This window comes from Arthrobacter sp. PTI12 (assembly GCF_056679915.1).
On record NZ_CM155256.1, the window covers coordinates 1,130,754 to 1,155,510 of the forward strand.

Genomic DNA, 24,757 nt, shown 5'->3' on the forward strand with positions numbered 1-24,757 from the left:
ACAGCGAAGTGGTGTGACTTCGAGTGTGAGGCGGGTCACCCACTCCGCATAGAGTCGTTATCGCGTGGTGAGAAAGCCGGTAGGGTCGAGGCATTCGGTCTCTGTTCGGCAACAGTTCGACCCAGGAGGTGCTCGATGCACAGCAGCAAGGACGTCCAGCGGATGGAAAAGGGGCACCACCAGGTACTCGTGATCGGAGGTGGGAACGCGGGTATTTCCCTCGCAGCACGTCTGAAGCGCTACAGGATCAAGGGGATCGCCGTCGTCGACCCCACCGAACAGCATCTCTACCAGCCGTTCTTTTCCCACATCGCCGGCGGTACAGCGAAAGCAGAAATGGCGGTTCGACCGCAGGAATCCGTGATGCCGAAGGGCGTCACCTGGCACCGGGACTCCGCTACCGCCGTCAACCCGGCGGCGAAATCGGTGACGCTCGGATCGGGGCAGACCCTCACGTATGAGCACCTGGTGATGTGTCCCGGCATCCAGAAGAACTGGGACGGGATTCCCGGACTGCAGGAGGCCTACGATTCTCCCTACGGTGCAACGAATTACAGCCTCGATTTGGCGGTGAAAGCGTGGCGGCTGCTGAGCGGCCTACGCTCCGGGACCGCCATCTTCAGCATGCCCGACGGCCCCATCACCTGCGGCGGCGCTGCCCAGAAGCCCATGTACCTGGCGTGCGACTACTGGCGCTCGCAGGGCGTGCTGGACAATATCCGCGTCATCCTCGCGGTGCCCACCAGTAGCGTGTACGGCGTCGACGTGGTGGACGAGGAGCTGAACCGCAAGATCACCGAGTACGGGATTGAGCTGCGCTGCACCACGGAGCTCACCTCCGTTGACGCCGACAATCGCGTCGCCACCCTTCGGGACACCGAGCACGGTACGGAGGAACAGATCCGGTACGACGTCCTGCACGCCGCACCGCCGCAATCCGCTCCGGATTGGATCCGCAGCACCGGACTGGCCGACGACGACGGTTTCGTCGCCGTGGACAAGCACACGCTCCGACACATCACCCATCCAACGGTGTGGTCACTCGGCGACGCCGCAGGGACACCGAACTCGAAGTCCGGTGCAGCGCTCCGTCAGCAGACCAAGGTGCTCGCGAAGAACCTGCAGTCTGTACTCAAGGGCAATCAGCCTGGCCAGAAGTACAACGGGTATGGCGCCTGCCCTTTCACGGTGAGCCGCTCCACCGTGGTGCTTGCCGAATTTGATGACACTCTCGCTCCAAAGCCATCCGTTCCCGGCTGGAAGGGTCTGGCAAAGGAGAAGCGACTCACCTGGCTCGTGGAGCGGTATGGGTTCATCCGGCTCTACTGGTACGCCATTCTGAAGGGCCGGGCCTGAGCCCACGCTCCCGTTCTGCAGAGAGGATTCACATGTCCAATCAGATCACCGTCACCCGTACCTTCGCGGCGCCGAGGGAACGCGTTTTTGCCGCCTGGACTGGCGCTGGGTGTCTTCTGACGGCTACGTCTTTCTGAGGGCTGCCTCTTCTAAGGGCTGCGGCCGGTTGGATTGTCAGCCGTGCCGGCGCCCCCGGTAGACCGCATCCGCTACTGCGAGTGTGGCGCCGTCAGGACCGCTGGCTTCCCGCGGACGGGACTCGACTCTCTGGTGTTCCCAACCGTCGTCGAGCAGGTCCACTATGTCCTCCGCCGTGAAGTACAGATCCGGGAGATCGGGTCGTGATGCGCCGCTCTGCATGTCTGAAGGATGGTGCCCGACGATGAACAATGTTCCGCCCGGCGCGACGGCGCGTGCCAGGCTACGGAACAGCGGTTCACGTTGCGCGGTGGGTAGGTGCATGTACTGCGCCGTGACGAGATCGAATGCTCCGGCCGGAGGTTCCCAGACCGTGAGATCGTGATGTTCCCAGCGCACGGGCGGGGTAGCGAGGTCACGGTTCTCGTTGTTGTTCTTGTGCTGCTCCTGCTGATGCTCCTGCTCGTGTTCGGCTGCGCGGGCAAGGGCAACCGCTGAGATGTCGACGCCGGTGACTCGCCAACCCTGTTCGGCCAGCCAGAGGGCGTCGGCACCTTCTCCGCAGCCGACGTCGAGCGCTGTGCCCGGCGGTAACCCGTTTGCCTCAGTGACCAGTTGCGGATTCGGACGACCGCTCCAGATGCGCTTCTTTTCGCCATAGCGTGCGTCCCAGAAGGCTTCGTCGAACTCGCGGGAACCGTGGTCGTGATGATTGTGCTGGTGACCGTGGTCGTGCTGATCGTTGGGCGTGTGGTGTGAGTGCTGTGACTGCATCAGGAAACCTCCGCTCCTATCCTGCTATCCCGCAGGGTTGCCGCGGAAGAGGAAGCACCTAGGGAAGATTCGCGGTGGGCTGCAAGATCCTGCTGCAGTTCTTCGGCCATCAGGTCATTGTTGATTGCCATCGCTGCCATTGATCCCGACGCAGCGGACGGCAGTACCTGCAGCATCAGGTTGGCCACGTTTCCTGCTGCCCACACCCCGTCCACTCCGGATGCGCCCATTTCATCCACGGCCAGGTGCTCACCGACTCCCATCGGATGCTGGACCGGAACTAGGCCGAGACTCGCAAAGATTTCTGTGTTGGCGACGAATCGCGGCGCAACCACGAGGGCTTCCAACGGAACCACGCGGCCGCCGGTGAGTTCGACGCCGCTGAGGGTGCCGCCGTCGTTCTGGTTCAGGACACGGGCAACCGAGCCGTCGACCACCGTGACGCCGCGGGCGGCCAGGTGCTCCCATTCTTCTTCGGTGGGTTCAACGGTGTCGTTGAGAAGAAGAGTGATGTTGTTGCTCCACTGGCGGAACAGCAGTGCCTGATGTACTGACATGGCGCTGGTGCCGAGGATGCCGATGTGCTGGTCGCGCACCTCCCAGCCGTGGCAGAACGGGCAGTGCAGCACTTCCTGGCCCCACCGTTCGCGGAGTCCTGGGATTTCCGGCAGTACGTCCGTGAGGCCTGTGGTCAGAAGCAGGCGGCGGGAGTGGAGGACCGTCCCGTCGTCGAGCGTGGTGCGGAAGCGATCACGGGGATCATCGGTGGAAGCGACGTCGACGGCGGTGCCGGGAACAATGACGCCACCGTACAGCTGGACGTCGGCCCGGCCCGCGGCCACAAGGTCCAGCGGGTTCATGCCCTCGCGGGTGAGGAAACCGTGTACACCGCTGGCCGGGGAGTTGCGTGGGTGGCCGGCATCGACCACCGCGACACTCCGGCGGGTACGCCCGAGCATCAGTGCCGCGCTGAGGCCGGCAGCCCCGCCGCCGATAACGACGACGTCGTATGAGTTCAGTTCAGATGTCATGTATTCATCGTGGATTGCAGAACATGGATCAGCAAGTAACATTGCTGATCTGGCAAACTAGGGTCTATGACGGATGAAATTGGTGAAGCACTTGCGGCAGTAGGTCCGCGACTGAGGGCGCTGAGAGTGAAGCGGGACGTGACACTGCAGTCGTTGTCGGAATCGACCGGAATTTCGGTGAGTACCTTGTCGCGATTGGAATCGGGCCAGCGTAAACCCAACCTTGAGTTGCTGCTTCCTCTGGCCCAGGCGCATCAGGTGCCGTTGGATGAGCTCGTTGGTGCGCCGACCACGGGGGATCCGCGCGTTCACCTGCGCCCGATCGACATGGGTCGCGGAACGGTGGTTCCGCTCACCCGCAGGCCAGGCGGCATTCAGGCCTACAAGCACGTGTTGCATGCCGAAATGGCACTGGAGGAGCCGGACCTCAAGGTACATGAGGGTTACGAGTGGCTGTACGTACTGAACGGGAACCTGCGGATGGTCCTCGGTGAGCTCGACCTGGTGTTGCCCGCCGGTGAAGCGGTTGAGTTCGACACCCGGGTACCGCACTGGTTTGGGAAGGCTGACAGGCATGCGGTGGAGTTCCTCAGCCTGTTTGGCCGTCAGGGGGAGCGGCTGCATCTTCGGGCGAAGACGACGTAAGCGCAGCCTACCTGGCGTCGGTGCGCCGGGTGATGCGTGCGCAGCAGTGAGGTCCCTCGGGGTCAGGCGTTACCGCGTGTGTGACGTCGCCACTGCCTTCGAGTGCGCCGGAGAGAAGCGCGCCGTTCATTCCGCACACCACCTCCGAATGGCTGCGCGACAGTCGATGGAAGGGGCAGTTGTGCAGCAGGAAGCCACCATCTCCGTCCGGATGCGGTTCGTAGCCGGACGAATCAAGCACCCCGTCGATGCTGCCGGCTTTCAGGCCAAGGCGACGACCGGCGTCGTACGCGGTTTTTGACAGCGCAGGCTGGATGGCAACGTTCTCGCGAATGGAAGCTTCGATTGCGGCCGCCATCAGCTCGGCGGCGAGGTCGTAGCGGCGGTCCGGAACCGATGCCGTCACCTCTGCATGAGCAAGCTGATATAGCTTTGCCGGTCTGCCTGACCCCGGTCCGCTACGTTCACCGAGTTTCCGGAACTCCACGTTGAGGAGTCCTGCATTCACCAACTTCTCCAAGTGGAACAGCAAGGTACTGGACGAAAGCCCGGTGAGTTCTGCCAGCTGGTTTCGGGTCATTGCTTCGGCGTTGCGCTGGAGGGTTTGGTACACCTCGCGTCGGACAGGGTCACCAAGGGTTGCTACCGACTCCAGCCGCTCATCAAGGTTGGCGTGTAGGCGCAGCGTGGCATCTGATGCGCCGCGACCTGAGCGGGCTGCCGGGCCTGGATTGCCCTCGAAGTCAGACATATGCCGAGCCTATCTGGAGTTTGTTCACCATTGACTTCTTCAGTGTGCGCTTCTAAAGTCAACAATACAATATTTAGAAAGAGAGACGCCATGTCATCGCATTCAGAGGTTGCGCTCCGGCTGTTGGAAGACGACATCGAGCAGGACAGCTCTGTCGGGGCTATCGATCTGCCAGCAGCGAGGTTGGCGGTGGCCGACTTGCTGCGTGCGCTCGGGCGGGACGTGAATGATCCGCACCTCAGCGATACCCCGCGCCGCGTGGCGGGCGCTTTCGAGGAAATGCTGACACCCCGGACCACCTCGTGGACTACCTTCCCGAATGACGAGGGGTATAACGACCTGGTGCTCGTAAAGAACATCCCATTCAATTCACTGTGCCAGCATCATCTGTTGCCATTCAGGGGAATCGCGCATATCGGTTATCTGCCGGGGGAACGACTTCTCGGTCTGTCCAAACTGGCGCGGGCACTGGAGATGTTTTCACGTGACCTTCAGGTGCAGGAGCGGCTCACCAAGCAGGTGGCGGACTGGCTGTTGGACCTGCTCAATCCGCGTGGAGTCGGTGTGGTGCTGGAGGCAGAGCACCTGTGCATGTCGTTGCGCGGTGTGCAGAGTGCCGGTACCACTACCCGGACGGCGACGTTCTATGGCGACCTCGCAGTCGGGGGCCCGCTACGCGACCAATTTCCAAACTAACGCTTCTGCCCGAATCAACGCTTCGTGGCACCGCGCATTCGCAGGCCACCCCACCAGAAGAGAGAGTATCCATGGACAACACCAGTTTCCCGGCATCTGATGACGCAATGGTGATCATTGGGGCAGGCCTGACGGGCGCGACGGCGGCCGCAACTTTGCGCGAAGAAGGCTTCACTGGTCCTGTGGTCCTCGTTGGGGCGGAAGGTCAGGCGCCCTATCTGCGTCCGCCGCTGTCGAAGGGATTCCTTGCCGGCAAGGAGAGCGAGGAGTCACTCCTGCCCTATCCCGAGAAGTGGTACGCAGAGAACGACGTCGAACTCCTCACCTCGGATGAGGCGGTCAGTGTGGATCCCACCGCCCGTACTGTTGCTTTGTCGAGCGGCCGTTCGCTTTCCTATGGTCGGCTCCTGCTCGCTACGGGCGCTGTTCCCCGTCAGCTGAACCTGCCAGGTACCGATCTCCAAGGGGTGTACTACTTCCGTACGAAAACGGATAGTCAGCGTCTTCACTTAGAGTTGGCAGGAGGTGGCCGTCACCTCGTGCTTATCGGTTCCGGCTGGATCGGTATGGAGGTTGCCGCAACTGCACGGGAACTTGGCAATGAGGTCACCTTGCTCGGGTTGGAAGAGGTCCCGATGAGTGCGGCGATCGGTCCCAGGCTTGGCACCGTCTTCATGGATCGCCATAGTGAAGCTGGTGTTCAGTTCAGGCTGCCGGCTTCGGCGAAAGAGATCAGGGGTGACGATGCAGGCCGTGTCACTGCAGTAGTGACCGATGCGGGTGAAACCTTGTCCGCGGATCTTGTTGTGATCGCCATTGGCGTGGTGCCGCAGACGGCGCTTGCAGAGGAAGCCGGGCTTACCATCGGGAACGGTATTCAGGTCGATTCGGGGCTGCGGACCAGTGCCGAGGGCATCTTTGCAGCTGGGGATGTGGCCAGCGCGCTGCATCCTGTCACGGGCCAGTATGCCCGCAGTGAGCATTGGGCAAACGCTATTAGCGGCGGGAAAGTGGCCGCACAGTCGATGCTCGGCCGAGACGCTGTGCTGGACGACATTCCGTACTTCTACACAGACCAGTTCGATCTGGGCATGGAGTATTCCGGCTACGGTGCCCTGACAAAAGATGCGGACGTGGTGGTCCGGGGCAGCCTCGAAGATCGCGAATTTGTTGCCTTCTGGCTCCGCGAGGACCGGGTGGTAGCCGGCATGAACGTCAATGTGTGGGACGTGCAGGAGGAAATTCAGGATCTCATCCGGAGCGGCAGGGCTGTGGACCGGGCTGTGCTCACTGATCCGGACTCGGACTTGAAAACTGCCTGATGGGGGAGCGGGATCCGAGGGCCGCCTGATCTGGAATCGACGCCTGCCACGTGCGCTCGCGGTTCTGTCACCTCTGCCACGCGCTCGGGGCACAGTTGACTTGGCGGTGCTGCGCTCGCTCAGACGCCGGCTACGGCGGCATTTCCGCTGATCAGGGTGGTGCCGTGCCGATGCTCGTGGACACGTGACTGACCGTGTCTGCAAGTTGGTCGTGTATGGCTTGTTCTACTTGCCAGTAGCGGTTGCGTCTGGGTGTTCGTTGCGGGTCGTGGTATTTGGGTGGTGTGAACCAGGGGATTCCGTTGACTGATTCGACTGTCCAGTTTCCTTCGTGGATCTGGTGGTGGTGTCGGGTGCAGAGCAGCACGCCGTCGCTGATGTTGGTGGTTCCGCCTGCAGCCCAGGGGATGATGTGGTGGGCTTCGCACCAGGTTGCGGGCGTGGTGCAGTCGGGGAACGCGCACCCCTTGTCCCTGGCCACGAGCGCTCGCCGGAGGTGCGGTGGGAAGAGACGTTGGGCACGGCCGATGTCCAAGACCTGACCCTTGCCGCCGAGGACGAGCGGGAGGATGTCGGCATCGCAGGCGAGTTTGCGGATGCTGCGCGCACTGAGTTGTTGGGCGAAGACCGAATGCCCGTCATGTCCGCTGTGTGTCAGGTCTTTGAGGAGGTCGCGGTAGTTGATGGTGACCATTACCTGGGGTCGGTGTCCTCCGGTCGCTGGAAGACCATCACCTGCCAGTGCGATCCGGCATGCTGAAACCAGCCCGTCGAGCAGGTTCTGTTCACGGGTCGGCTCGTCGGGCGCTGAAACGGTGCCCTGAGTTCTGGGGTTGGTGGCGGTGTTCATGACGGTGATGAGGTGTTCGAACTGCTCATCGGTGGCGCCGATTTCCATGAAGTGCAGGCCGTGGCGCCTGCCGCGCAGGAACACACCCTGGCGTGCGCGGAGGGTTTTTTCGGTGGGCTCTTGGCCGTCCTGGTCGATGATGTCTTCCCAGCGTCGGGCGAGGGCCCGTAGGACGTCTTCGTCGGACTCAACGGCCTGGCGGACCAGGTGCTCTTCCATGGCATTCAACTCACGGCCGGTCGCGACAGTGGAGACCCGGTGTACGGCGTTGGCGATGATGGTCGCGGCACGGCTGCTGAGCGCACCGACCTTGGTGGCTTCAGCCAGCACACCCAGGGTGGGTACGAGCGCGGCTCCTGGCCCGGGAACCTCGGGCAGGACGTCATGTCCGAGGCGTAACCGGCGGTTCGCTTCGGAGCGGCTGATACCGATTTTCGCCCGCAAATAGTCCGCAGTGTTCTTGTACGGATCTAGGGCGTCAACGGTAGCGAGTTGGTGGTCCTCAGCGGCACGGGCAACCACAGTCTGCAAGTGATCGACCAGGTTGGAGAGCTGCTCGACCTCCACCAGGGTCACCGCGGCCTCCTGCGGGCTAAGCGTCAGGTATGTCGATTCCAGCTGCTGCGCAAAGACCTGTAGGTGCGAACGCATTTCACCCAGGAGAGACGTGTCCTCCGGGCGGGGTTCGAGCAGTGCGACGGCCATACCCAAAATTTTATCGAACACGTGTACTAACCGCGACCGAAAACCACCAATGTGCAGGACAAGTCAAACCGACTTATCCACACCCCGGCGTGGGGGTAGGCCCCCTGCTCAAGCCGCACGCCGCTCGACTGGCACAATCCCGCCAAACCCCACTCAGCCCAACGCGCGCTCCAGCACGAAGTCCGTTTCCACGTTCCGTCCAAGCTGAAACGTCTTTGCCCCCACGCGGGTGAATCCGTGCTTCTCATAAAATCGGACTGCACGGGCATTGCGGTCATTGGTGCCGAGCCAGATTCCCTTCGCGCCGGTTCCCTTCGCCGCGATCTCCAGTGACGCTTCCATGAGGTGCGACGAGGAGCCCTGTCCGTGATGCGACGGGTGCACATAGAACTTGCTCAGCTCGATGGTCGGGAAAAGCGAGAGAGAAGACCGCACCTGCTCGTCCTTGGGAAGTCCTTTGACCAACGTGCTCCAGGCAAGAAGGTGGCCGTCCTCCCGCAGGCATAGCAAGATCTTGTCAGGGTCCGCTATGTGCTGGGTGAACCGTTCCTCGGAAAGCTCTGATGCGATGAAGTGTGCAATGTCGTCGGGGTGCGACGTCGGTGGACAAGCGAGCGGGAAGGTGACGGCAGCCAGGGTGGCGAGGGGGCCGGCGTCGTTCGCGGTGGCATGGTCAATAACAACGGTCACGAAGTCAGGGTAGCGCTGATCGCCGGCCGGAACATCGATCCTGTATCGGAGATGACGAGGCCGCCCTCGAGTGTGACTACCCGCTCCGCTCGCTCGATGTCCTCGGGCGAGTGGCTCGATTCGATGACGGTCACGCCACGCAGCAGTTCCTCGTCGACCGCCAAGCGGATGAGCCGGTGTGCCGCACTGTCCAAGCCGGCCGTGGGCTCGTCAAGGATCAGGATGTCCGATTCCTGCGCCAGCCCCTGCGCAATAAGCGCACGCTGACGTTGCCCGCCGGAAAGCCCGGCGAGTTGCCGATCAGCGAGGCCCGAAATCCCCAAGCGTTCCATGGCATCCCGCGCGATACGGCGATTTTGCGGACCAAGCGGCAACAGCCAGGAACGATGAGGCCACCGTCCCATCTCGACCGTCTGACGCACCGTACAGGGAAGGATCTCCGAGGTCCGCGTGTGCTGGATGACAAAGGCCGGCCGGCGGCTGGTGGTGAGGGTCACCGATCCGGACTGCGGCTTCAGCGCGCCGGCAATCAGCGCCAGCAGCGTCGACTTTCCTGATCCGTTGGTGCCCGTGACCACGGTGTGCACCCCTCGCTCGAGCGCGAGAGACACCTCCCCAAGCGCGCGCCTGCCCTGATAGGCGTATCGAACGCCGCTCACAATCACCATCATTTCTCCTTGTTTGCGAATCATTCTCATTATCAATATAAGATGAGTCGCGATGGAATGGTTCCTTGAGCCTCTGAGCGCGTCGTTCGTGCCGCCGACGCCGCAGTAACCGTTGCTGAACCCACCCCTCGCGTAGTCACCACATACGACGGCGGCATCCAGGTGCTCGACGGAGACACTTTCGAGGTGCTCGGCGACTTCCCGATGGAGGGCTTCAACCGGATCAATCCGGCCGGCGATGGACGCCACGTCATCATCTCGACCGCCGAAGGCTTCGAAGTGCTCGACACCGGAGCCTGGACCGACGGCGGCACCTCCCACGCTGAGGAACCGGTGATGACGGACATCGCCTTTCCCACGAGCAAGCCCGGTCACGTGGTCCGTCACGACGGCAAGACCGTCCTCTTCAGCGACGGAACCGGCGAGGTGACGGTTTTCGAATCCAGTGACCTCGCCGAAGGCCAGCCGGAAGTCGAGACCTACTCGGCGGAGGAAGCGCACCATGGTGTCGCCGTCGAGCTTTCCAGCGGTGAACTGGTGCTCACGCTCGGCAACGAGGAAGAACGCCCCGGCATTGTGGTCTTCGACGAAGACGGCAAGGAGATCGCCCGAAACGAGGATTGCCCGGGTGTACACGGTGAAGCGACGGCCGCAGGGGAAGCCGTGGTGATCGGTTGCCAGACCGGCGTCCTCATCTACGACGACGGCAAGATCACCAAGCTCGACACCCCCACCGAGTACGGGCGGATCGGCAATCAGGCAGGGTCTGAGGAATCGGTCATCACACTTGGCGATTACAAGCAGGATCCCGACGCCGAACTTGAGCGTCCCGAAACAATCTCGCTGATCAACACCGAGACGAAGGACCTCACCCTGGTCGACCTCGGCACGAGTTACAGCTTCCGGTCACTGGCCCGCGGTCCGCATGGTGAAGCGCTGGTCCTGGGCACGGACGGCTCGCTGCTCGTGATTGACCCTGAGACCGCTGAGGTGACCAACAGTTTGCCGGTGATTGGGGAGTGGGAGGAACCGCTCGAATGGCAGCAACTGCGACCAACCATCTTTGTCGAAGACCACACTGCCTACATCACCGACCCGTCAACCAACACCATCCATGCAGTTGATGTGGAATCCGGGGAAATCACCGGAACCGGTGAACTGAAGCAGACTCCGAACGAGCTGACCGCCGTCACCGGATGACCTGAGCAGAGCAGGAGGACCCCGTCGCTGGGATCGATCAGCGGCGGGGTCCTTTCGCGGGTTTTTCCATCGGTCCGCGGCCGGGCCCACTGCGGGTCCACGGCCGCACGCTGGCCTAGGATCGGAGGACCGTCTCTGAGCTGTGCCGATGCTGAGGCGTACTGACCGTCCGGAAGGCTGGGATGCAGGTGTTCCCTCGAACAGCGCACGCTGTCGGTGTGCCCTCCCGACATTTCCTCAGCGCCATTTCGGTGGCCGTGTTGATGGCGGCATTGATTCCGCTGGCACTTTTCGGACTGTCCGACGACGACGGCACCGCCAACTTTGTCGGCTGGACTTTGCCGCTGGTGCGCGTGCTGGTGCACCTCACGAGCCTGACGGCGATTGCACTGTTGTGCGTTGGCGTCCTGTTACCCGCAGGCAACCCCCAAGGCGACGACGCCGGTTCGGAAGTTCTCGCCCCCTTAGCCGTGCGGCTCGGGAGGCGGGGGAGTGTGGCGGCGCTGGCCGCCGTCGTCGTTTGTGGGTTGTTCCTGCTCTGGACCTACTTCGACGTGCTGGGTGAGGGCCCGTTGCAGGAGGCAGGGTTCGCGGACTTCGGGGTCTTTCTGGATCAGCTCGCGTCGGGGCGTGCGTTGATTGCGCAGATCGGATTCCTGCTGGCCAGCGCTGTCATGGCGGGGTTTGCTCGGACCTCCACTGCATTGAGAATGGCACTGTTCCTGGCCGTTGCGGGCACCACTACGCTGGCCCTCGGCGGACACGCCGCTTCCGAGTCGGGGCACGGTCTCGCGATGTTCAGCATGACCGGGCACATAGCGGCAGCATCGGTGTGGGTCGGTGGGCTTGCGGGTCTCGGATGGCTGGCGCTGTACCGGGTTGAGGTGCTGCACGCCGCGGTGAAGCGGTTCAGCCGCGTCGCGCTGATCTGCGCAGCGGTGGTCACTATCAGCGGTGTGGTCAGCGCACTCGTGCGGGTACCGGACCTGACGGTGCTGCCTGGTTCCCTGTATGGCCTGGTGCTGTTGTTGAAGGTGGTTGCGCTGGGAGGGCTGATCGGGTTCGGGGCGTTGCACCGCCGTCGTCTGCTTGCGGGAACCACATTCAGCTGTGCCGATTTCGGAAGGCTGGCGGCCGGTGAACTGGTGGTCATGGGCGCTGCGTACGGGTTGGCGGTTGCGCTGGTGGGGCTTGAACCGCCGTTGTAGATTCGGCCCGGACCGGCGCTCGCAGGGTCCCGGAACTCCTGCTCAAGGGGCAACCGCGTGACCGAGGATGTGCGCAACGCGCGGGGCCAACGGCTGAACCGAGAACCCGAAGCGCTCGTTGTCCCTGATGTCGAAGCCGGCGGCGCTGATTGCTTGCAGCGTGTCCCGGTTGGGGTGGCAGCCGCCGGCAGCCCGTTGCCACAGGGGTGTCATCACGTCCTCGAGGGCAGCGAGGACTTTCCGGTCCGAGCGGACGTGCTCGTAGAAGGCCAGAATCCCGCCCGGGCGCAGCACCCTGCGCGCTTCAGCCAGTGCAACGCCCTGGTCCGGCACGCTGCACAGTACGAGGCTCGCGACAACAGCGTCCGCACTGCCATCCTCAGCCGGAATGCTTTCGGCCGTGCCGGTGACCACTCGAACGGGAACCGGCGCACCGGACGCCCGGCGGATGGCGATGGACCTGAGGTGATCGTCCGGTTCGACCGCCAGAACCTCGGTGACCGTGCGCGGATAGTGTGCGAAATTCGATCCCTCACCGGCACCGATCTCGACCACGACACCGGTCAAGTCCGCCAGGAGCGCGCGGCGGTGTTCATCGGCGCCCCTGCGGTTCATTCCCTCCACAGCCCGGGCATAGGCACGCGCGAATCGGGGATGTTGGAGTTCGGCGGGGCCTGACTGGAACGGAACGGTCATTGGCCCACTGTGGAGCCGCGGTGAGCTGGCGTCAAGGGTCTTAGAGCTCCGGCACACACGGCCCTGCGCCGAGCTTCGCCAGACCGGCAAGATCCCCGTCTGCGAGGGTGGTCAGCTCCCGGGTCTCCTCATACATGAGCTGGTTCGGATCATCCACGTGGTCGAGACCGAGCACGTGCCCCAACTCGTGGATGACGATGGCCCTCACGTGGTCGCGCCCGCCCGGATACCCGAGGATCTCGGTCATGGCCGGCGCATCGAGCATCACCTGACCCGCCACGAGAACTATGGGCTTGTCCGGACGCTGCGCTACCTCACTGCCGCCGAGTCCGGCTGTGGGACCGGCGAGATCCGGCACTTCGGCCGGGCTGGTCCACGTGATCAGGACCGGTGCCCAGCGCTTGCCGTACAGCTCAGGTTGGTAGGAGTCGCGGCTCTCAGGGCTTGGAGCTTCGGTTGTTGGTCCGTCGAAGACGAAGGTAAGCCCGGTCGCAGCGGCCACCTCGGCAACGGCTTCCTGAACGATCCCCTCGGTTCCAGCCGGCGCAAAATCGGGACGGATCACATAGTGCACGGGCCGGCACGGGTCATAGGCGACAAATTCCTGCCGGAGGCCGGGGTACTCAAACAGCTTGTACTGAGCAGAACCTGTCGACGGCGGCGGCGTCCCCAGCGGCGCTGCTGCTGCTTCCACACCGCGCGGCGGCACGTTGGACCAGGGCAGATGTGGAAGTACATCCGGGAAGATGTCGCGCTCGAAGACGGTGGGAGTCAGATAGAGGGCAAGAACAAACGCGATGAGCACCCCGGTGCGGACCCGCAGCTTACGGACTGAAGACCGCTCACGACGACGGCGGCGGCGCTCTCCCCGAACCCGCCTCCCGCCGTTCTCAGCTGCGTACGCGCGAAGCTGTTCGTTCAGCGCTTCCTCGAGCGCCCATTGCGGAACGCGCCCCGAGCTGGATTGCCGCATCCCGCCCGACAACGGCGGCACGTCATCCTTCCGGGACCATTCGCGGTCCAGTACCCCCATGTGTGTGTCTCTTTCTCGTAGGGCAGGCTTTCCCAGAGTCAGTTTCCCCTACGGATTGTGGCTCATCTCCTGTTTTGGGCCAATCCTGCTGAAAAGCTGCGCGGCGGCAACGCCCAATCCCCGGTGGCCGGCGCCCTGTTGGAATGCCCAGCGGTTTCGTGGTGTTGCCAAGGACAAGACACCCAACGAAAAGGAGCGGATATGTCACGCATTGCCATCATTGGAGGCCACGGAAAAGTGGCGTTGCACCTGTCGCGGATCCTGTCCGGAGCCGGTCATGAAGTCAGCTCGATCATCCGCAATCCCGATCAGTCAGCCGACATCGAGGACACAGGAGCGAAGCCGGTGATTGCGGACGTGACTCAGCTTGCGGTCGGTGAGCTGGCCGACGTCGTGCGTGGACATGATGCGGTGGTGTGGTCCGCGGGTTCGGGCGGCAGTAGCCCTGAGGCGACCTACGCCATAGACCGGGACGCTGCAATCCGTTCCATGGACGCAGCTAAGGAGGCGGACGTGAACCGCTACGTGATGGTTTCCTACATCGGCGCACGGAAGGATCACGGCGTACCCGAGGACAATGGATTCTTCCATTACGCGGAGGCGAAGGCTGCGGCAGACGAGTACCTGCGCGGGACTGACCTCGAGTGGACCATCCTCGGCCCGGGCGCGCTGACCACGGATCCCGGCAAGGGAACCATCGAGGTGTCGGTCGAGCCGCAGCAGGATTCAGTGGCCCGTGAGGACGTGGCGCAGGTGGCTGCATCGGTGCTGAACAACCCGGGAACTGTTGGGAAGTTTATCCAGTTCAACACCGGCGAAACCCCGATCGCGGAGGCACTTGAGGTGGTGTGACCCCGCCGTCGTTCTTTTGCTTGTGCTGCCCCTGTGCCCGTGTGGTGCGGGGGCAGTGCTGTGTCTGAGTTCACCCGCCCACTACCGGGTTCCACACCTCGCATGTCCGAAGAGCCTGAGCGAGCTCCCTGCCGCCGCCCTGGGCAATGAGGTCTGAGTTGCCCACGATGATCAGCAAACTACGCGCCCTCGACATGCCGACATAGAGCTGCTCGGCTGCCCGCTCCAGGTTCTTGAATCCGTCTACGCAGAGAATGACCACTGATCGCTCAAGTCCCTTGAAGCCGAGTACATGGCCATAGAACTCGGCTTCCTGCGCATGGAACTCGTTCCAGTACTCGAGGGTTGTGCCGCCTTCGTGGTGCTGTAGGTGAATGGGGTGCCGATGGTTGGTGGTCAGCAGCGCTATCTGGTTTGCCGGCCAGCCCTCGTCGATCAGCGCATCCACGCAATCCGAGGCGCGATCCAGGGCCTTTTCCGTAGTACAGTCCACGCGCCGCACCGGAATCCCGGTGTTCCCGCGCGGGGTGAAGTGCTTACCGGCCAGGGGTTTGAAGGTCAGGGCGATGCGGCGGGTGTTGCGGAGATTGTCGTCCACATGAATCGGCACCAGGCCGGCCAGCGGTCCGTTGGTGAAGTCAGCGGTTCCGCCGCTGCGGTGGTAGACATCCTGCCGGTCGTCCATGAAGGCGTAGATCTCGCTGGAGTGCGGATCCTTCAGGCACTGGAACAGTGCTTCCCACCACAGCGGAGCGAAGTCCTGAGCTTCATCCACAACTACGGCGTCGAATTTCTGGTCCAGCAGAAGGTGAGCCGCCCTCTCCTTGAGAAGTTGAGGCATCTCCTCGTCAAAGTAGGACTGCCCTTCTCCGTCCGGCACCCCGAGGGACCGCACATATTCGTGAAACTCTCCAGTGAACGCCGGTTGTCTCTGCCGCCAGGAGCTCACCTTGTTCTGCAGGTGCATTCCCAGGCCCTTGTTGTAGCAGAAGACCCCAACCCGTTTGCCTGACTTGCAGAGCTCCTGCGCCTTGGCGAGGGCAAGCCATGTCTTGCCGCTGCCGGCGCCCCCTGTAAAGCGGATGCGCGCGATATCCCGGGTAGCGGCCAGCAGAGTGTCCTGCCGCTCAGTCAGCTGATCCTGCAGGTCTTCGCTTTCGGCTGTGTTCGAGGTGTCACTGGGCAGGGAGTCGAAGCTTCCTTCCAGCTTCCGCACAATCCGTGCCAGGTACGACGCCGCCAGCGGAGTTGCGCCGCTGGCTTCCGTTTCGATTGCGGACCGGATTCTCTCGGCTGCTCCGGTCAGGTCCTCTCGATCCAGAATCAGCGTCCGCGGAGCTCCGCTGAGCGTCCAGTCGCGGGGTACGGAGGTGTAGGGAAGGCAGGCCATGTAGGCGAAGCGGCTGGTCAGCACGTTGCCCAGCTGCTCGCCGATCCACTCCTGGAACGCATGCTTGGAGCCCTGGGATTGCACCAGCGGGCTCTGGATCGGATGTTTCCCGGAGCGGTCCGACTGGTACCACTGCCCCTTGTCCACACTGACCAGGCCACCCTTGACCTCGATGGCTGCCATGCCGACTCCGGGCCACAGGACGAGCAGATCGATCTCGTGTTCGGAGCTTCCGTGCCGTACCTGAACCGAATGCGCCAACACCATGCCATCCGGCAACGCTGCCTTCAGCACCTGCCAGACGGCCCGCTCGGCCGACTGGCCGTCATCGAAGGTGGGCTTCTCTGGGATGCAGTGGACGGTGTGCTCAGTCAATTCTGTACACCTTGCCGAGGGCCGGCAGGTGGATCAGTGTCTCGATGACCGGCTTTCCGGTCACATCGAGGAGTGCCTGACGGTACGTTTCCATCTGCCCGAGGTTTTCCTTGCGGATATGTTTCGCCGGATCCTCACCGGGGTAGCTCTTGTGGTCGATCAGGACAAAACCCTCGGGCAGTTCAATGAGCAGGTCGATCCAGCCTTCCATGTACTGGTTCTGCCCAGTGCGCCAAGAGATCGGCACCTCTCGGAGGATCGACGCTCCCGGATACATCGACGTCAGATATTCCGCGAACCGGTCGCCCGAGGTGAGGAGCAGTTCGACGTCGATGAGGTCGCCCACCTGCCAGCGGTCAAGAATCTGCTTGGCGACCCCGAGCTGCGCGGCACGATCGAGCGCTGTGTACTCCGTGCCGAGGTACGCGTGGACGGCCGAACCCACGGAGGCCCATCGTTCGTCTCCCCTGGTGGCCAGCGGGTCACCGAGGTTCGCATGCTCATGAATAAGTGCGTCGGCGTCGGTCCCGTTCGTGGTTGTCTGGGCGCTCGCCTTGATTCGCGCGGGCAGATAGGACCCGGCTAGGGGAGCGGCAGCGGCGTCGTCGTACTGGATAGATGAGGCGGAGGTGACGCTCTCCGGTGCGTCCTCTGCAACGTAGGTCTGCACATACGCCGGCAGTTCTTTCCCGTTTACCGTGATCACGCCGTCATGCTTCTCGCCCGACCACTTGATCAGGCCGGTGATGCCGAGGTCATTCAACCCAAGCGGCGAGCTGCCCTTTGCGGTGAGGACGGTGGTGTTGATGGACCGGGTCATGCCCACATACATGAGGCGCGCTGCGTTGCGGCGTTCGCGGTCCTCATTGGCCATGAGGACGGCGCTCGATTTCGCTGCGGCATCCAGCGGTGAGCCCTTGTACGGGAAGGGAGAGGGCCAGAACCGGATCCAGCGTCCGGCAAGAGGTTCATCGAGGTCGAACTCGCCGTCGGACTGCACCGCCACACCGAACGCACGGGCGCCCACTTCGCGGTCCAGGCTCTCCATAATGACCACCGGCCACTCGAGCCCCTTGGCCTTGTGATACGTCATCACATTAACGACGTCGTCACCTGAGTTGTCAGAGGCAACAGCCTCCGATTCGGACAGGAACTGCAGTGCACCGCGCAGGGTTGCCGGGGCCTTCAGCGCCTTGGCGGCCTCGTAGTAGTTGTTGAACTCGGCACGCACAGCGTCGAGGTTCCGCAGGCGCGTCTCGGGGGCAGACCAGGTTTTCAGCAACGCCGGGAGGCCGATGAGGCTGACCACCTCTTCGAACACCTCAGTGGGCGTAGACGCGATGGCCCGCTCATTCAGCTCCGTGAGCGCTGTACAGAGCGGATCGGCAGCCCATTGCGCGAGGGTTTCAGCAGGCTCGGGCGAGGCCAGCAACGCCTGCTGCCACATTTCATGTCCACGGTGCCCCGGATGCAGGGCAACAACCTCACTGAGTGCGATGGTGTCACGTGCGTCGGCAACGAAGGCCAGAGCGGCCCGCGCCAACTGCACCTCACGGGAACTCAGCAGCGGCTGGCTGTTGAGCGTTGCCCGGATGCCGAGTGCGGACAGCGCTGCTGCCACTGCCTGTGCTTCCTTATTGGTGCGCGTCAGCACGGCGATCTCTTTCGGTTCCAGCTCCGGACGCCGGCGCAACAGGTCAACGACACCGACGGCGGTTGCCGCAAGCCGCTCTTCGTCTTTCCCCGCTGTCCGGCTCCACGCTTCCAGGAACCCGCCGGTGCAGTCGGCACGGGCGTCCGGCAGACGGAGCTCCACGGACTCGCGGCTCATCCCAACGGCTGCCAACAGAGGGATGAACGTTGCGTTGGACAGGTCGAGGGGAACCTGCTCAGACCTCCAGGAGCTGCTCAACATCTCACGCTGGGTCACCTTGGAGACCACCGCATCCATCAGCTCAGGATCGGTTCCGCGGAACTCGTAGATGGCCTGCTTGGGGTCACCCACCCAGACGGCGCGATCCACGAGCCTGCTGAGCTGCAGGAAGAGTTCAAGTTGAAGGGGACTGGTGTCCTGGAATTCATCCACCACCAGGAACTGCACCCGCTGCGAGAAGGACTGCCTGAACGCCTCATTCTCACGGACGAGTTTGAGGGCCAGGGTTTCCTGGTCAACGAAGTCCATCAGGCCGTGGGTGTGCTTGAAACGCTCGAACGCTTCGAGGCATTCAGCCGCACACGCGTAGATAAGCCGGATGAACTGCTCAATGTCATCGTGGAACGCCGGATTGCTCAGCAGCTCTTCGGAAAATGCGGCGATCGGCTGCTCGAAGATGGTTTTGATGAGCTTTGAGGACGCGGCCGGAATAGCGCCGCGCCATTGCTCCCAGGAGACGTCCTCGACGTCCCCCATCGAGGTGATCCGGTGGACAACCTTGGGCCAGTTCTCCGCGAAGTTCTTGGCTGCCACATTGACGGGTTTGCCGGCGGGGTCGACGCCGTCACGCACCACGGCCTGAAGTTCCGGCAGCGCCAGGCGCAGGCCGTCCAGCCAGGCTTGCCTGCCGTCATACGTCCCGCGCTCCTCCAGGACGCTCTGGTAGCCCTGCCAGGAACGTTCGGCACAGGCAGCGAGGTCCTGTGGTTGCAGGAGGTTGTTGCGGGCCGCATCGCAGATACCGCGGACGAGCACCATCCACGCGTCATCCTCGACCATGCTCATTCTGCGTGCAATCGGCAGGATCTGGTCCGAATAATCGGCAAGCACTTCGTCCGTAGCGAGCCGGAAAATGCCGTCCTGCTCTCCCTCGGCGATCGCTTCAAGGGCAGGAGAAAGCCCGGCGTCGATGGCGTATTCGGTGAGGAGCCTGCTGCAGACGCTGTTGACGGTGCCGATGAGGCTTGTGGACAGTTGCTGTGCTGCTTCCTTCAGCTTCAGGGGATCCGGCACGCTCGAGTTGTCGGAGCTGAAACCCTGTTCGCCGGAGTTCTGAGCGCCCGATCCGTGAGCGCCCGAGCCCTGATCGTCCAGCAGCCGCAGAGCTATGCGTTCCTTGAGCTCACCGGCCGCTTTCTTGGTGAAGGTGGTCGCCATGATGGCAGCGGCAGGTGTGCCGCCGGCGATGCGGTCAGCAATGACGTTGGTCAGCGCATGCGTTTTCCCGGTGCCGGCGCTCGCCGAAATCATCAGTACGTTGCTGAGGGTGTTCATGAGAAGTCGCCCGCCAATCCGCAGAGCCTGCTGAAGTGGCAGAACCGGCAGGGTGGTTTGCCATAAAAACGCCCGTCCGCCGTTGCCCGGGCCTCACCGGTTTCCCCGCCGTCAGCCTCGCGGGCTGTGTCCACCAGCGGCGTTGCTGAGATACGGCCATGAACTACTTCCGAGACAGAGAAGGTTACCGCTTTCACTGCGGAATCCCACAGGGCGTCCGGTCCTTCGGCTGCTGTTGCCGATCCGCCCAGCCCCGGGTGGGTGGTCGCAAAGCTGCCTTGCTTGAGCAAGTAGTAAGCGGCGGGTCTGCCCACGCCATCCGATCGATTCCCGTCGGTCGGCGCAGTTTCGCTGACATCTCCTTCGGTTTCCCCACCGAGCGCCCACTGGTACAGCGTCAACTGGAGGGCCTTTCCCTCGCGTACCTCTTCCAGACGGTACTTGTCCCGGTTGCTCCATTTCAGGTCAATGACGGCAGGCCTGCCCTCGCCGTCTATCCCCGCGACGTCGATGGAGCCTCTCACCGGAACCGACATCTGCTTTCCGTCCACGGTGAGTTCAAGGAACTTCTCGAACGGCTTCTCGACGTCCTGGATGGTGATCCCGGCAGCGCTCACCCAGGTGAAGAACTTCATCACGTTGGAGGACAGCACTGCGCGCAGATTCTTCAGCCTTGCGCTTTGCCCTGGTAGGAGAAGCTCCGATGCGAGGTGCGGCAGGAGTTTGTCGATCTTGCGGTCGATTTCCTCGGGCGTGGGGACGGCGCGGAGTTGGGCTGAGAGATCGTGATGCAGTTCCTCGACCAGCTTGTGCGCGAAGATCCCGATCATGGTGTTGCCGCTCGGCGCGCTGTCGGCATCCGCGGGCCGTAGCCGCATTTTCTTGTCGAGCACCCAGGCCAGGGAACATCCCAGCAGGTTGCCGAGCTGGCTGAAGGACAGCGCGTCAGGGGCGAAATCAGCGCGCGGCTCCAGCTCGAACTCAGGAGGCGGCGGCGCTACGCGGACGGGGTCGACGGGGGCCATCCGCGCCGACCGTCCTGCCAAGGCCCAACGGTTGTTCTGGACCAGTTGCACCGGTGTAACAGTGCATTCCCTGATCTGCTCGCGTAGCGATGGCCCCGAACCGGTTGCGGGCTGTGCGGCGACCAAAGCCTCAAGCAGGGGATTGTTCTCAGTGGGCTCGCCTTCCTGCGGGGCAGTCTGGACGATTAGAAGGTTCCGGCAGCGCGTCGAGGCCTGGACTGTCTGGGTGATCTGCAGCATCGCCAGGCTCTCGGGTGAGGGCAGGTGCACGCCCACCGAAGAGAGTGCCTCAATATCGGAACGGTCCCAGCGACGCGTTCGTGGCGCCGTAGCGTTCTGGAATCCCCACCACAGGACGTCATCCACTGGATCCATCAGCTCGGTGAGGTGCTCAAGCCGCAGCCAGTCGGACGCTTCGCTGGCTGCAAGCGGATTGGTGGTTTCCGCCACGACCGAGGAGATCATCCGCCGAAGGTCCGTTCGGGACACCAACGGCAGGCCGGAAATCAGGGCAATCAGCGTCTGCAGCTGCGCGTAGGTGGAGGCCAACTCGGTGCGATGACGAGCGAGCCGATTGAGCCGTTTTGCAAGCCATTCGGTCTTTGCCGCAATCTGCGTACCGCTGACACCGTGGTGCTCGATCAGGAGATTCCGGGAGAATAGCTCGTCGAGCTCGGAGGCCTGTTCCCTGTCACAGTCGGGTAGCTCTGCGATCGCCTGCAGCGCCACGTTCCACGCTTCGCCACCGGTTCCCGGCTCCTCTTTCAGGGCTTTGAGGAGTTCGCGGCCGGCATCACGCCGTACGGGCGAGACCGGGAGTGCGAGGAACTCGCTGAGCAACTGCACATTCGCCGGACCCCAAATGATCTCCATGAAGAGCGGGATGATCTGGTCCTGTGCTCGCCAACGGGATCTGGCTCCGATGCCGATGCGCGGCAGTCCACGGGCGGAAAGGTAATGGTCCAGAATGTTGGTCTGGTGCGATACGACGACGGCGGTACTCGCCGCAGTGCCCGCAGCGCCCGCGCTACCGCTACCGCTACCGCTACCGCCGGCACCCAACCACCGGGCAGCGTGCTCTGCGGCTTCCCACTCAGTTTCCGCGTGCAGAACCGTGATGCGTGGTGGCGGCGCTGCGGTGGGTTCCGGCTCCACGATGCTGACGCCGCGCACTTCGAGCTTCCCGAGAATCGCCTGCCAAATTGAGGGAAAGGAGGACCGCGGGTGCTGCAGCGCAACGGCTGAGATGCCGAGCGGAAGTGGAGTTTCCAGGGCAGCCGTCAGCCCGGCGACGTCGTCAGCAAGTGCCGGAGCAAGCGGAAGTTCGACCGCCTCGGCCGCCGCCAGAGTCTGCAACAAATTGGAGGGATGGCCTGCGGGAAGACGGCCGTCCCAACTGTTGGCCACCAGGTCATCCCGCGCATAGAGGAGATCCTGAGCGGTTGACCATGGGTCCACGGCAAAGGAGGTCGAGAACCACGCTGACGAACTGTCCAGTGCCCGCAAACGCGCGGTGTACTGGTTCACGCGCCCAAGGTGCGCGACTTCTGGCCGTGTGATGCCAAGCCTGGTCTGCAGCAGTGCCACAAAGCCGAGGCGGCCCACTCGTACGGTGTTCAGGCCACCGGATTGAAAAGACCACGGCGCGCGGTCGAGAAACCAGCCGAACTCAACCCTCATGATTGCCCCGCTCCCCGTGCCCGCCGTCGCGGATTGTGCTGCCTGAGCAGCTGTCCAGTGGAATTCTGAACGTAACAGCCGCTCCTGACAATTCTAGGCGGGCTGGATCTCGTCCTCCGTGGACGGCTCCTCGACGTTGGCCCGGTAGTCCGCGAGCACGAGGATCGGCAGGTGGTCGGACGCCCCACGCGGCAGGGTCTCCACCTTGTCGATTTCCAGTCCGCGCGACGTCGCAAAGTCGAAGTGTCCCCGGAAGACCATGCCGCGGGTGTAGGTTCGCCGGTCGCTCAGCCACAGATCGTAGCCGGATTCGTTCATGCGCTCGGTGAGTTTCTGCGTGAAAAACGGGTAGTTGAAGTCGCCGACCATCAAGGTGGCAAAACCGTCCCCCATGCTCAGGAGTTCGGCATGCGCGGCATTGATCTGATGTCTGCGCAGCGAATTAGAGGCCGTCAGGGGAGCCGCATGGAAGGACCCGGCCACGAGCGTGTTGTCCGTCTGCAGGTCGAGGAGCTTGACGCCGATCAGCCGCTCGTGTGCAGGCGTGAGCACACGGTCATGCAGGGACTTCTTGAGCGAGAAGGAGTCGGCACGGACCATGTCGAAGCGGTCGCGCCGATAATACATGGCGAGTCCCAGCCGGTTTTCCTTGGTGGCGGTTGCCATCTGCAGCCCACCAACGACGTCAGGCAGGTCCGATGCATCGCATTCCTGCAGGCACAGCAGATCCACCTCGTAACCCTCGGCGAGGGCTTCGAGCTCACCGCGCGCCTTGTGCTCACGAAGGTTGTAGCTGATGGTGCGTATCAGGACCGGACTCCTTTGGCGATTGACGGCAGCAGCAGGTTCAGTCTAAACACTTCCAGGCTTTGGAACCGCGTCAGGAGTGCCGCATCTGTGCAGGATCGTAGGGACGTCCCCACGATCCTGCACAACAACGGCGCCTTTGCGGAGCAGCAGTCCTCGCTGAATCCGGCACTTCAGGTGGTGGCGGCCAGGCGCCGTCGTAGTTCTGCTGCCAAACCGGCGTCGCCAGCTTGAATGGGCAGCGGTTCGCGGCCCCAGAGCCACAACAGAATGTCGTTGGGTTCCCCGCTGATACTGGCATCGGGGGAGGAGCCTGCCGCATCGGCGGAAATCTCGACGTCGTGAGGCAGCAGGTGAACCGACCAGGATGCACCGCCGCTTTCCAGGATCAAATGTCCGGTGACTTCAGCAGGACCGGAATCCGTGCCCGCCGACCGCCCGCGCTCGAACATGACGGTCAGCACCTCGTCGATCCCGTCGACTGCCAGCTCTGTCTCGACCGGCTGCGGATTGCCCAGGGCTGCTTCGAGGTCGTAGCGGTGGATCGAGGTCTCGTGCGTCAGTCGGCGAATCCAGAAACCCACGGTCTGATCCTCAGCCACCCACGATTCCGCAGGGTCCGAGGGGTCATGGGCATCGAATTCGCCAGTGATCCGCTGGTAGCAGGTCTCCAATATCTCGGCCGGACCCAGCTGCAGAATGTCCTCCTGAACCCAGCGGCCCTGCGGCTTGGCGCCGGTGCGGATGGTCTCGGCTTTCTGCAGGTACACGAGCGCGGTGTGCCGGACCAGCTGTTCGATATCCCAGTCCGGACAGGCAGGAATCCGGGCCGCGGCGTCGGCGGAGCGTGTGAGCTCCAGAAGCCGCGCGAAGTCCTTCTCCATCAGCTCCCGGTAGCGGGCAAAGGTGAGGGCGTAGGGATAATCGGGCTTCATCCGCCGGTTGCTTTCGCCAGTTCAGGAACCTCGCCGGCGAGGACGGCGTTCAGCAGCTCCCGGACGTTCTCAAACACATAGGCCGCACCGGCGTCGCGCAGTTCAGCTTCGCTGGTTCCGCCGGTAGTGACGGCGATGGTGCGCATGCCGAGCTTGTTGGCGGCGAGGACGTCCCAGACGGCGTCGCCAATGAACACTGCTTCTTCGGCCTTGAGTTCTCCGACGCCGAGTGCTGCTTCGAGGATGTCCGGGGAGGGCTTGCTGATGCCGGTGTCCGTTGCGGTGGTGGCGCCGGTGATCGCGTCATCCGCATCGATCACCTTCTTCAGGACGGCCAACTCCTCGTTGTTCGCGGAGGTGGCCAGCACGACGGCGAGGCCCACTTCCGCGCAATGATTCAGTAGGTCCCGGGTGCCGTCAAACGAGCGGATGGCAGGCCACTGAGCTGAGAACAGCGCCCCGTGGGTGTCCTTGAGCTCCTCATCCTGGCCGGTGTCCCGGCCCTCGCCGATGAGGTGCTCGATGAGGGTGGAGCCGCCCATCCCGATGGTGCGATGGATGCTGGCCATCGGAACGTCGTGACCGAAGCGGCGGAAGGCCTGCCACCACGCGAGGGTGTGCAGGTAGTTGGTGTCCACCAGCGTGCCGTCAACGTCGAACAGGACGCCGCGTACGCCGTCGTCGTGCGGTTGTGCCATTTTTCCACCTACATCGTCGTCGGG

General features: G+C 63.2%; 21 protein-coding genes. 7 read left to right on the top strand and 14 right to left on the bottom strand.

The genetic code is table 11. The annotated features are described in order from the left end of the window. The first annotated feature begins 135 nt into the window (after positions 1-135). A complete protein-coding gene (locus AC1MBU_RS05620) occupies positions 136-1,356 on the top strand; it encodes an NAD(P)/FAD-dependent oxidoreductase (protein ID WP_479789204.1) in 1,221 nt (406 codons plus the stop codon). A gap of 174 nt (positions 1,357-1,530) precedes the next feature. On the opposite strand, the gene AC1MBU_RS05625 is transcribed toward AC1MBU_RS05620, so the two are convergent. Further along, entirely contained in the window at positions 1,531-2,268 is a 738-nt protein-coding gene (locus AC1MBU_RS05625; RefSeq protein ID WP_479789206.1) for a class I SAM-dependent methyltransferase, read from the bottom strand. Then, positions 2,268-3,299 (bottom strand): NAD(P)/FAD-dependent oxidoreductase, encoded by a 1,032-nt coding sequence (locus AC1MBU_RS05630; RefSeq protein WP_479789207.1) that lies wholly within the window; start codon positions 3,297-3,299, stop codon positions 2,268-2,270. The genes AC1MBU_RS05625 and AC1MBU_RS05630 overlap by 1 nt, the downstream gene beginning before the upstream one ends. A gap of 66 nt (positions 3,300-3,365) precedes the next feature. Between AC1MBU_RS05630 and AC1MBU_RS05635 the strand changes: the two genes are divergently transcribed. Continuing rightward, entirely contained in the window at positions 3,366-3,944 is a 579-nt protein-coding gene (locus tag AC1MBU_RS05635; protein WP_204534488.1) for a helix-turn-helix domain-containing protein, read from the top strand. Between the two features lie 7 nt (positions 3,945-3,951). On the opposite strand, the gene AC1MBU_RS05640 is transcribed toward AC1MBU_RS05635, so the two are convergent. Then, positions 3,952-4,695, bottom strand: a complete 744-nt coding sequence (locus AC1MBU_RS05640; RefSeq protein ID WP_471672956.1) for a helix-turn-helix transcriptional regulator — start codon at positions 4,693-4,695, stop codon at positions 3,952-3,954. A gap of 90 nt (positions 4,696-4,785) precedes the next feature. Here AC1MBU_RS05640 and folE point away from each other — a divergent pair, with 90 nt between their 5' ends. Together folE and AC1MBU_RS05650 are read left to right on the top strand one after the other, a co-directional pair. Then, entirely contained in the window at positions 4,786-5,391 is a 606-nt protein-coding gene (gene folE / locus AC1MBU_RS05645; protein WP_277357018.1) for a GTP cyclohydrolase I, read from the top strand. Between the two features lie 71 nt (positions 5,392-5,462). Continuing rightward, positions 5,463-6,713: an NAD(P)/FAD-dependent oxidoreductase gene (locus tag AC1MBU_RS05650; protein ID WP_479789210.1), complete on the top strand. Its 1,251-nt coding sequence runs from the start codon at positions 5,463-5,465 to the stop codon at positions 6,711-6,713. Between the two features lie 151 nt (positions 6,714-6,864). Here the strand turns inward: AC1MBU_RS05650 and AC1MBU_RS05655 are convergent, their stop codons facing one another. From AC1MBU_RS05655 to aztA, 3 genes are all read right to left on the bottom strand, one after another. After that, the gene (locus tag AC1MBU_RS05655; RefSeq protein WP_479789212.1) at positions 6,865-8,268 is read right to left on the bottom strand and encodes an HNH endonuclease signature motif containing protein; all 1,404 of its coding nucleotides are present in this window, start codon (positions 8,266-8,268) and stop codon (positions 6,865-6,867) included. 153 nt (positions 8,269-8,421) lie between these two features. Continuing rightward, complete coding sequence (locus tag AC1MBU_RS05660; protein ID WP_277357015.1) at positions 8,422-8,958, bottom strand: GNAT family N-acetyltransferase; 537 nt, start codon at positions 8,956-8,958, stop codon at positions 8,422-8,424. Continuing rightward, positions 8,955-9,617, bottom strand: a complete 663-nt coding sequence (gene aztA / locus AC1MBU_RS05665) for a zinc ABC transporter ATP-binding protein AztA (RefSeq protein ID WP_479789214.1) — start codon at positions 9,615-9,617, stop codon at positions 8,955-8,957. The genes AC1MBU_RS05660 and aztA overlap by 4 nt, the downstream gene beginning before the upstream one ends. Before the next feature lie 171 nt (positions 9,618-9,788). Here aztA and aztD point away from each other — a divergent pair, with 171 nt between their 5' ends. Both aztD and AC1MBU_RS05675 read left to right on the top strand, forming a co-directional pair. After that, the gene (gene aztD, locus AC1MBU_RS05670; RefSeq protein ID WP_479789217.1) at positions 9,789-10,826 is read left to right on the top strand and encodes a zinc metallochaperone AztD; all 1,038 of its coding nucleotides are present in this window, start codon (positions 9,789-9,791) and stop codon (positions 10,824-10,826) included. Positions 10,827-11,044: 218 nt separating this feature from the next. Continuing rightward, positions 11,045-12,034: a copper resistance D family protein gene (locus tag AC1MBU_RS05675; protein WP_479789219.1), complete on the top strand. Its 990-nt coding sequence runs from the start codon at positions 11,045-11,047 to the stop codon at positions 12,032-12,034. A gap of 42 nt (positions 12,035-12,076) precedes the next feature. Here AC1MBU_RS05675 and AC1MBU_RS05680 read toward each other — a convergent pair whose 3' ends face one another. Together AC1MBU_RS05680 and AC1MBU_RS05685 are read right to left on the bottom strand one after the other, a co-directional pair. After that, a complete protein-coding gene (locus AC1MBU_RS05680; RefSeq protein WP_479789220.1) occupies positions 12,077-12,730 on the bottom strand; it encodes a class I SAM-dependent methyltransferase in 654 nt (217 codons plus the stop codon). Positions 12,731-12,770: 40 nt separating this feature from the next. After that, positions 12,771-13,763 (bottom strand): matrixin family metalloprotease, encoded by a 993-nt coding sequence (locus tag AC1MBU_RS05685; protein ID WP_479789223.1) that lies wholly within the window; start codon positions 13,761-13,763, stop codon positions 12,771-12,773. A 201-nt stretch (positions 13,764-13,964) separates the two neighbouring features. Here AC1MBU_RS05685 and AC1MBU_RS05690 point away from each other — a divergent pair, with 201 nt between their 5' ends. Further along, the gene (locus AC1MBU_RS05690) at positions 13,965-14,615 is read left to right on the top strand and encodes an SDR family oxidoreductase (protein ID WP_479789225.1); all 651 of its coding nucleotides are present in this window, start codon (positions 13,965-13,967) and stop codon (positions 14,613-14,615) included. Between the two features lie 70 nt (positions 14,616-14,685). Here AC1MBU_RS05690 and AC1MBU_RS05695 read toward each other — a convergent pair whose 3' ends face one another. The 6 genes from AC1MBU_RS05695 to AC1MBU_RS05720 all read right to left on the bottom strand — a co-directional run bounded on the left by AC1MBU_RS05695 (position 14,686) and on the right by AC1MBU_RS05720 (position 24,733). Beyond that, a complete protein-coding gene (locus tag AC1MBU_RS05695; RefSeq protein ID WP_479789227.1) occupies positions 14,686-16,380 on the bottom strand; it encodes a nuclease-related domain-containing DEAD/DEAH box helicase in 1,695 nt (564 codons plus the stop codon). Beyond that, positions 16,373-19,588 carry a UvrD-helicase domain-containing protein gene (locus AC1MBU_RS05700; RefSeq protein WP_479789229.1) on the bottom strand — a complete coding sequence of 1,072 codons (3,216 nt, stop codon included), beginning with the start codon at positions 19,586-19,588 and terminating at the stop codon, positions 16,373-16,375. Before AC1MBU_RS05700 ends, AC1MBU_RS05695 begins: the two co-directional genes overlap by 8 nt. After that, positions 19,585-22,293, bottom strand: coding sequence for a PD-(D/E)XK nuclease family protein (locus AC1MBU_RS05705; protein ID WP_479789231.1), 2,709 nt, complete (start codon positions 22,291-22,293; stop codon positions 19,585-19,587). The genes AC1MBU_RS05700 and AC1MBU_RS05705 overlap by 4 nt, the downstream gene beginning before the upstream one ends. A 93-nt stretch (positions 22,294-22,386) precedes the next feature. Then, a complete protein-coding gene (locus AC1MBU_RS05710; protein ID WP_479789721.1) occupies positions 22,387-23,100 on the bottom strand; it encodes an endonuclease/exonuclease/phosphatase family protein in 714 nt (237 codons plus the stop codon). A gap of 173 nt (positions 23,101-23,273) precedes the next feature. Next, positions 23,274-24,035, bottom strand: coding sequence for a maleylpyruvate isomerase family mycothiol-dependent enzyme (locus AC1MBU_RS05715; RefSeq protein ID WP_479789233.1), 762 nt, complete (start codon positions 24,033-24,035; stop codon positions 23,274-23,276). Beyond that, positions 24,032-24,733, bottom strand: a complete 702-nt coding sequence (locus AC1MBU_RS05720; protein WP_346028624.1) for an HAD family hydrolase — start codon at positions 24,731-24,733, stop codon at positions 24,032-24,034. The genes AC1MBU_RS05715 and AC1MBU_RS05720 overlap by 4 nt, the downstream gene beginning before the upstream one ends. Between the last annotated feature and the right edge of the window lie 24 nt (positions 24,734-24,757).

Excerpts from the sequence above, each read along its gene's own strand:
- AC1MBU_RS05620 (WP_479789204.1), top strand. The coding sequence starts at position 136 with ATGCACAGCAGCAAGGACGTCCAGCGGATGGAAAAGGGGCACCACCAG.
- AC1MBU_RS05680 (WP_479789220.1), bottom strand. The coding sequence starts at position 12,730 with ATGACCGTTCCGTTCCAGTCAGGCCCCGCCGAACTCCAACATCCCCGA.
- AC1MBU_RS05715 (WP_479789233.1), bottom strand. The coding sequence starts at position 24,035 with ATGAAGCCCGATTATCCCTACGCCCTCACCTTTGCCCGCTACCGGGAG.
- folE (WP_277357018.1), top strand. The coding sequence starts at position 4,786 with ATGTCATCGCATTCAGAGGTTGCGCTCCGGCTGTTGGAAGACGACATC.
- AC1MBU_RS05705 (WP_479789231.1), bottom strand. The coding sequence starts at position 22,293 with ATGAGGGTTGAGTTCGGCTGGTTTCTCGACCGCGCGCCGTGGTCTTTT.
- AC1MBU_RS05650 (WP_479789210.1), top strand. The coding sequence starts at position 5,463 with ATGGACAACACCAGTTTCCCGGCATCTGATGACGCAATGGTGATCATT.
- AC1MBU_RS05640 (WP_471672956.1), bottom strand. The coding sequence starts at position 4,695 with ATGTCTGACTTCGAGGGCAATCCAGGCCCGGCAGCCCGCTCAGGTCGC.
- AC1MBU_RS05630 (WP_479789207.1), bottom strand. The coding sequence starts at position 3,299 with ATGACATCTGAACTGAACTCATACGACGTCGTCGTTATCGGCGGCGGG.
- AC1MBU_RS05635 (WP_204534488.1), top strand. The coding sequence starts at position 3,366 with ATGACGGATGAAATTGGTGAAGCACTTGCGGCAGTAGGTCCGCGACTG.
- AC1MBU_RS05700 (WP_479789229.1), bottom strand. The coding sequence starts at position 19,588 with ATGAACACCCTCAGCAACGTACTGATGATTTCGGCGAGCGCCGGCACC.
- AC1MBU_RS05720 (WP_346028624.1), bottom strand. The coding sequence starts at position 24,733 with ATGGCACAACCGCACGACGACGGCGTACGCGGCGTCCTGTTCGACGTT.
- AC1MBU_RS05625 (WP_479789206.1), bottom strand. The coding sequence starts at position 2,268 with ATGCAGTCACAGCACTCACACCACACGCCCAACGATCAGCACGACCAC.
- AC1MBU_RS05655 (WP_479789212.1), bottom strand. The coding sequence starts at position 8,268 with ATGGCCGTCGCACTGCTCGAACCCCGCCCGGAGGACACGTCTCTCCTG.
- AC1MBU_RS05685 (WP_479789223.1), bottom strand. The coding sequence starts at position 13,763 with ATGGGGGTACTGGACCGCGAATGGTCCCGGAAGGATGACGTGCCGCCG.
- AC1MBU_RS05690 (WP_479789225.1), top strand. The coding sequence starts at position 13,965 with ATGTCACGCATTGCCATCATTGGAGGCCACGGAAAAGTGGCGTTGCAC.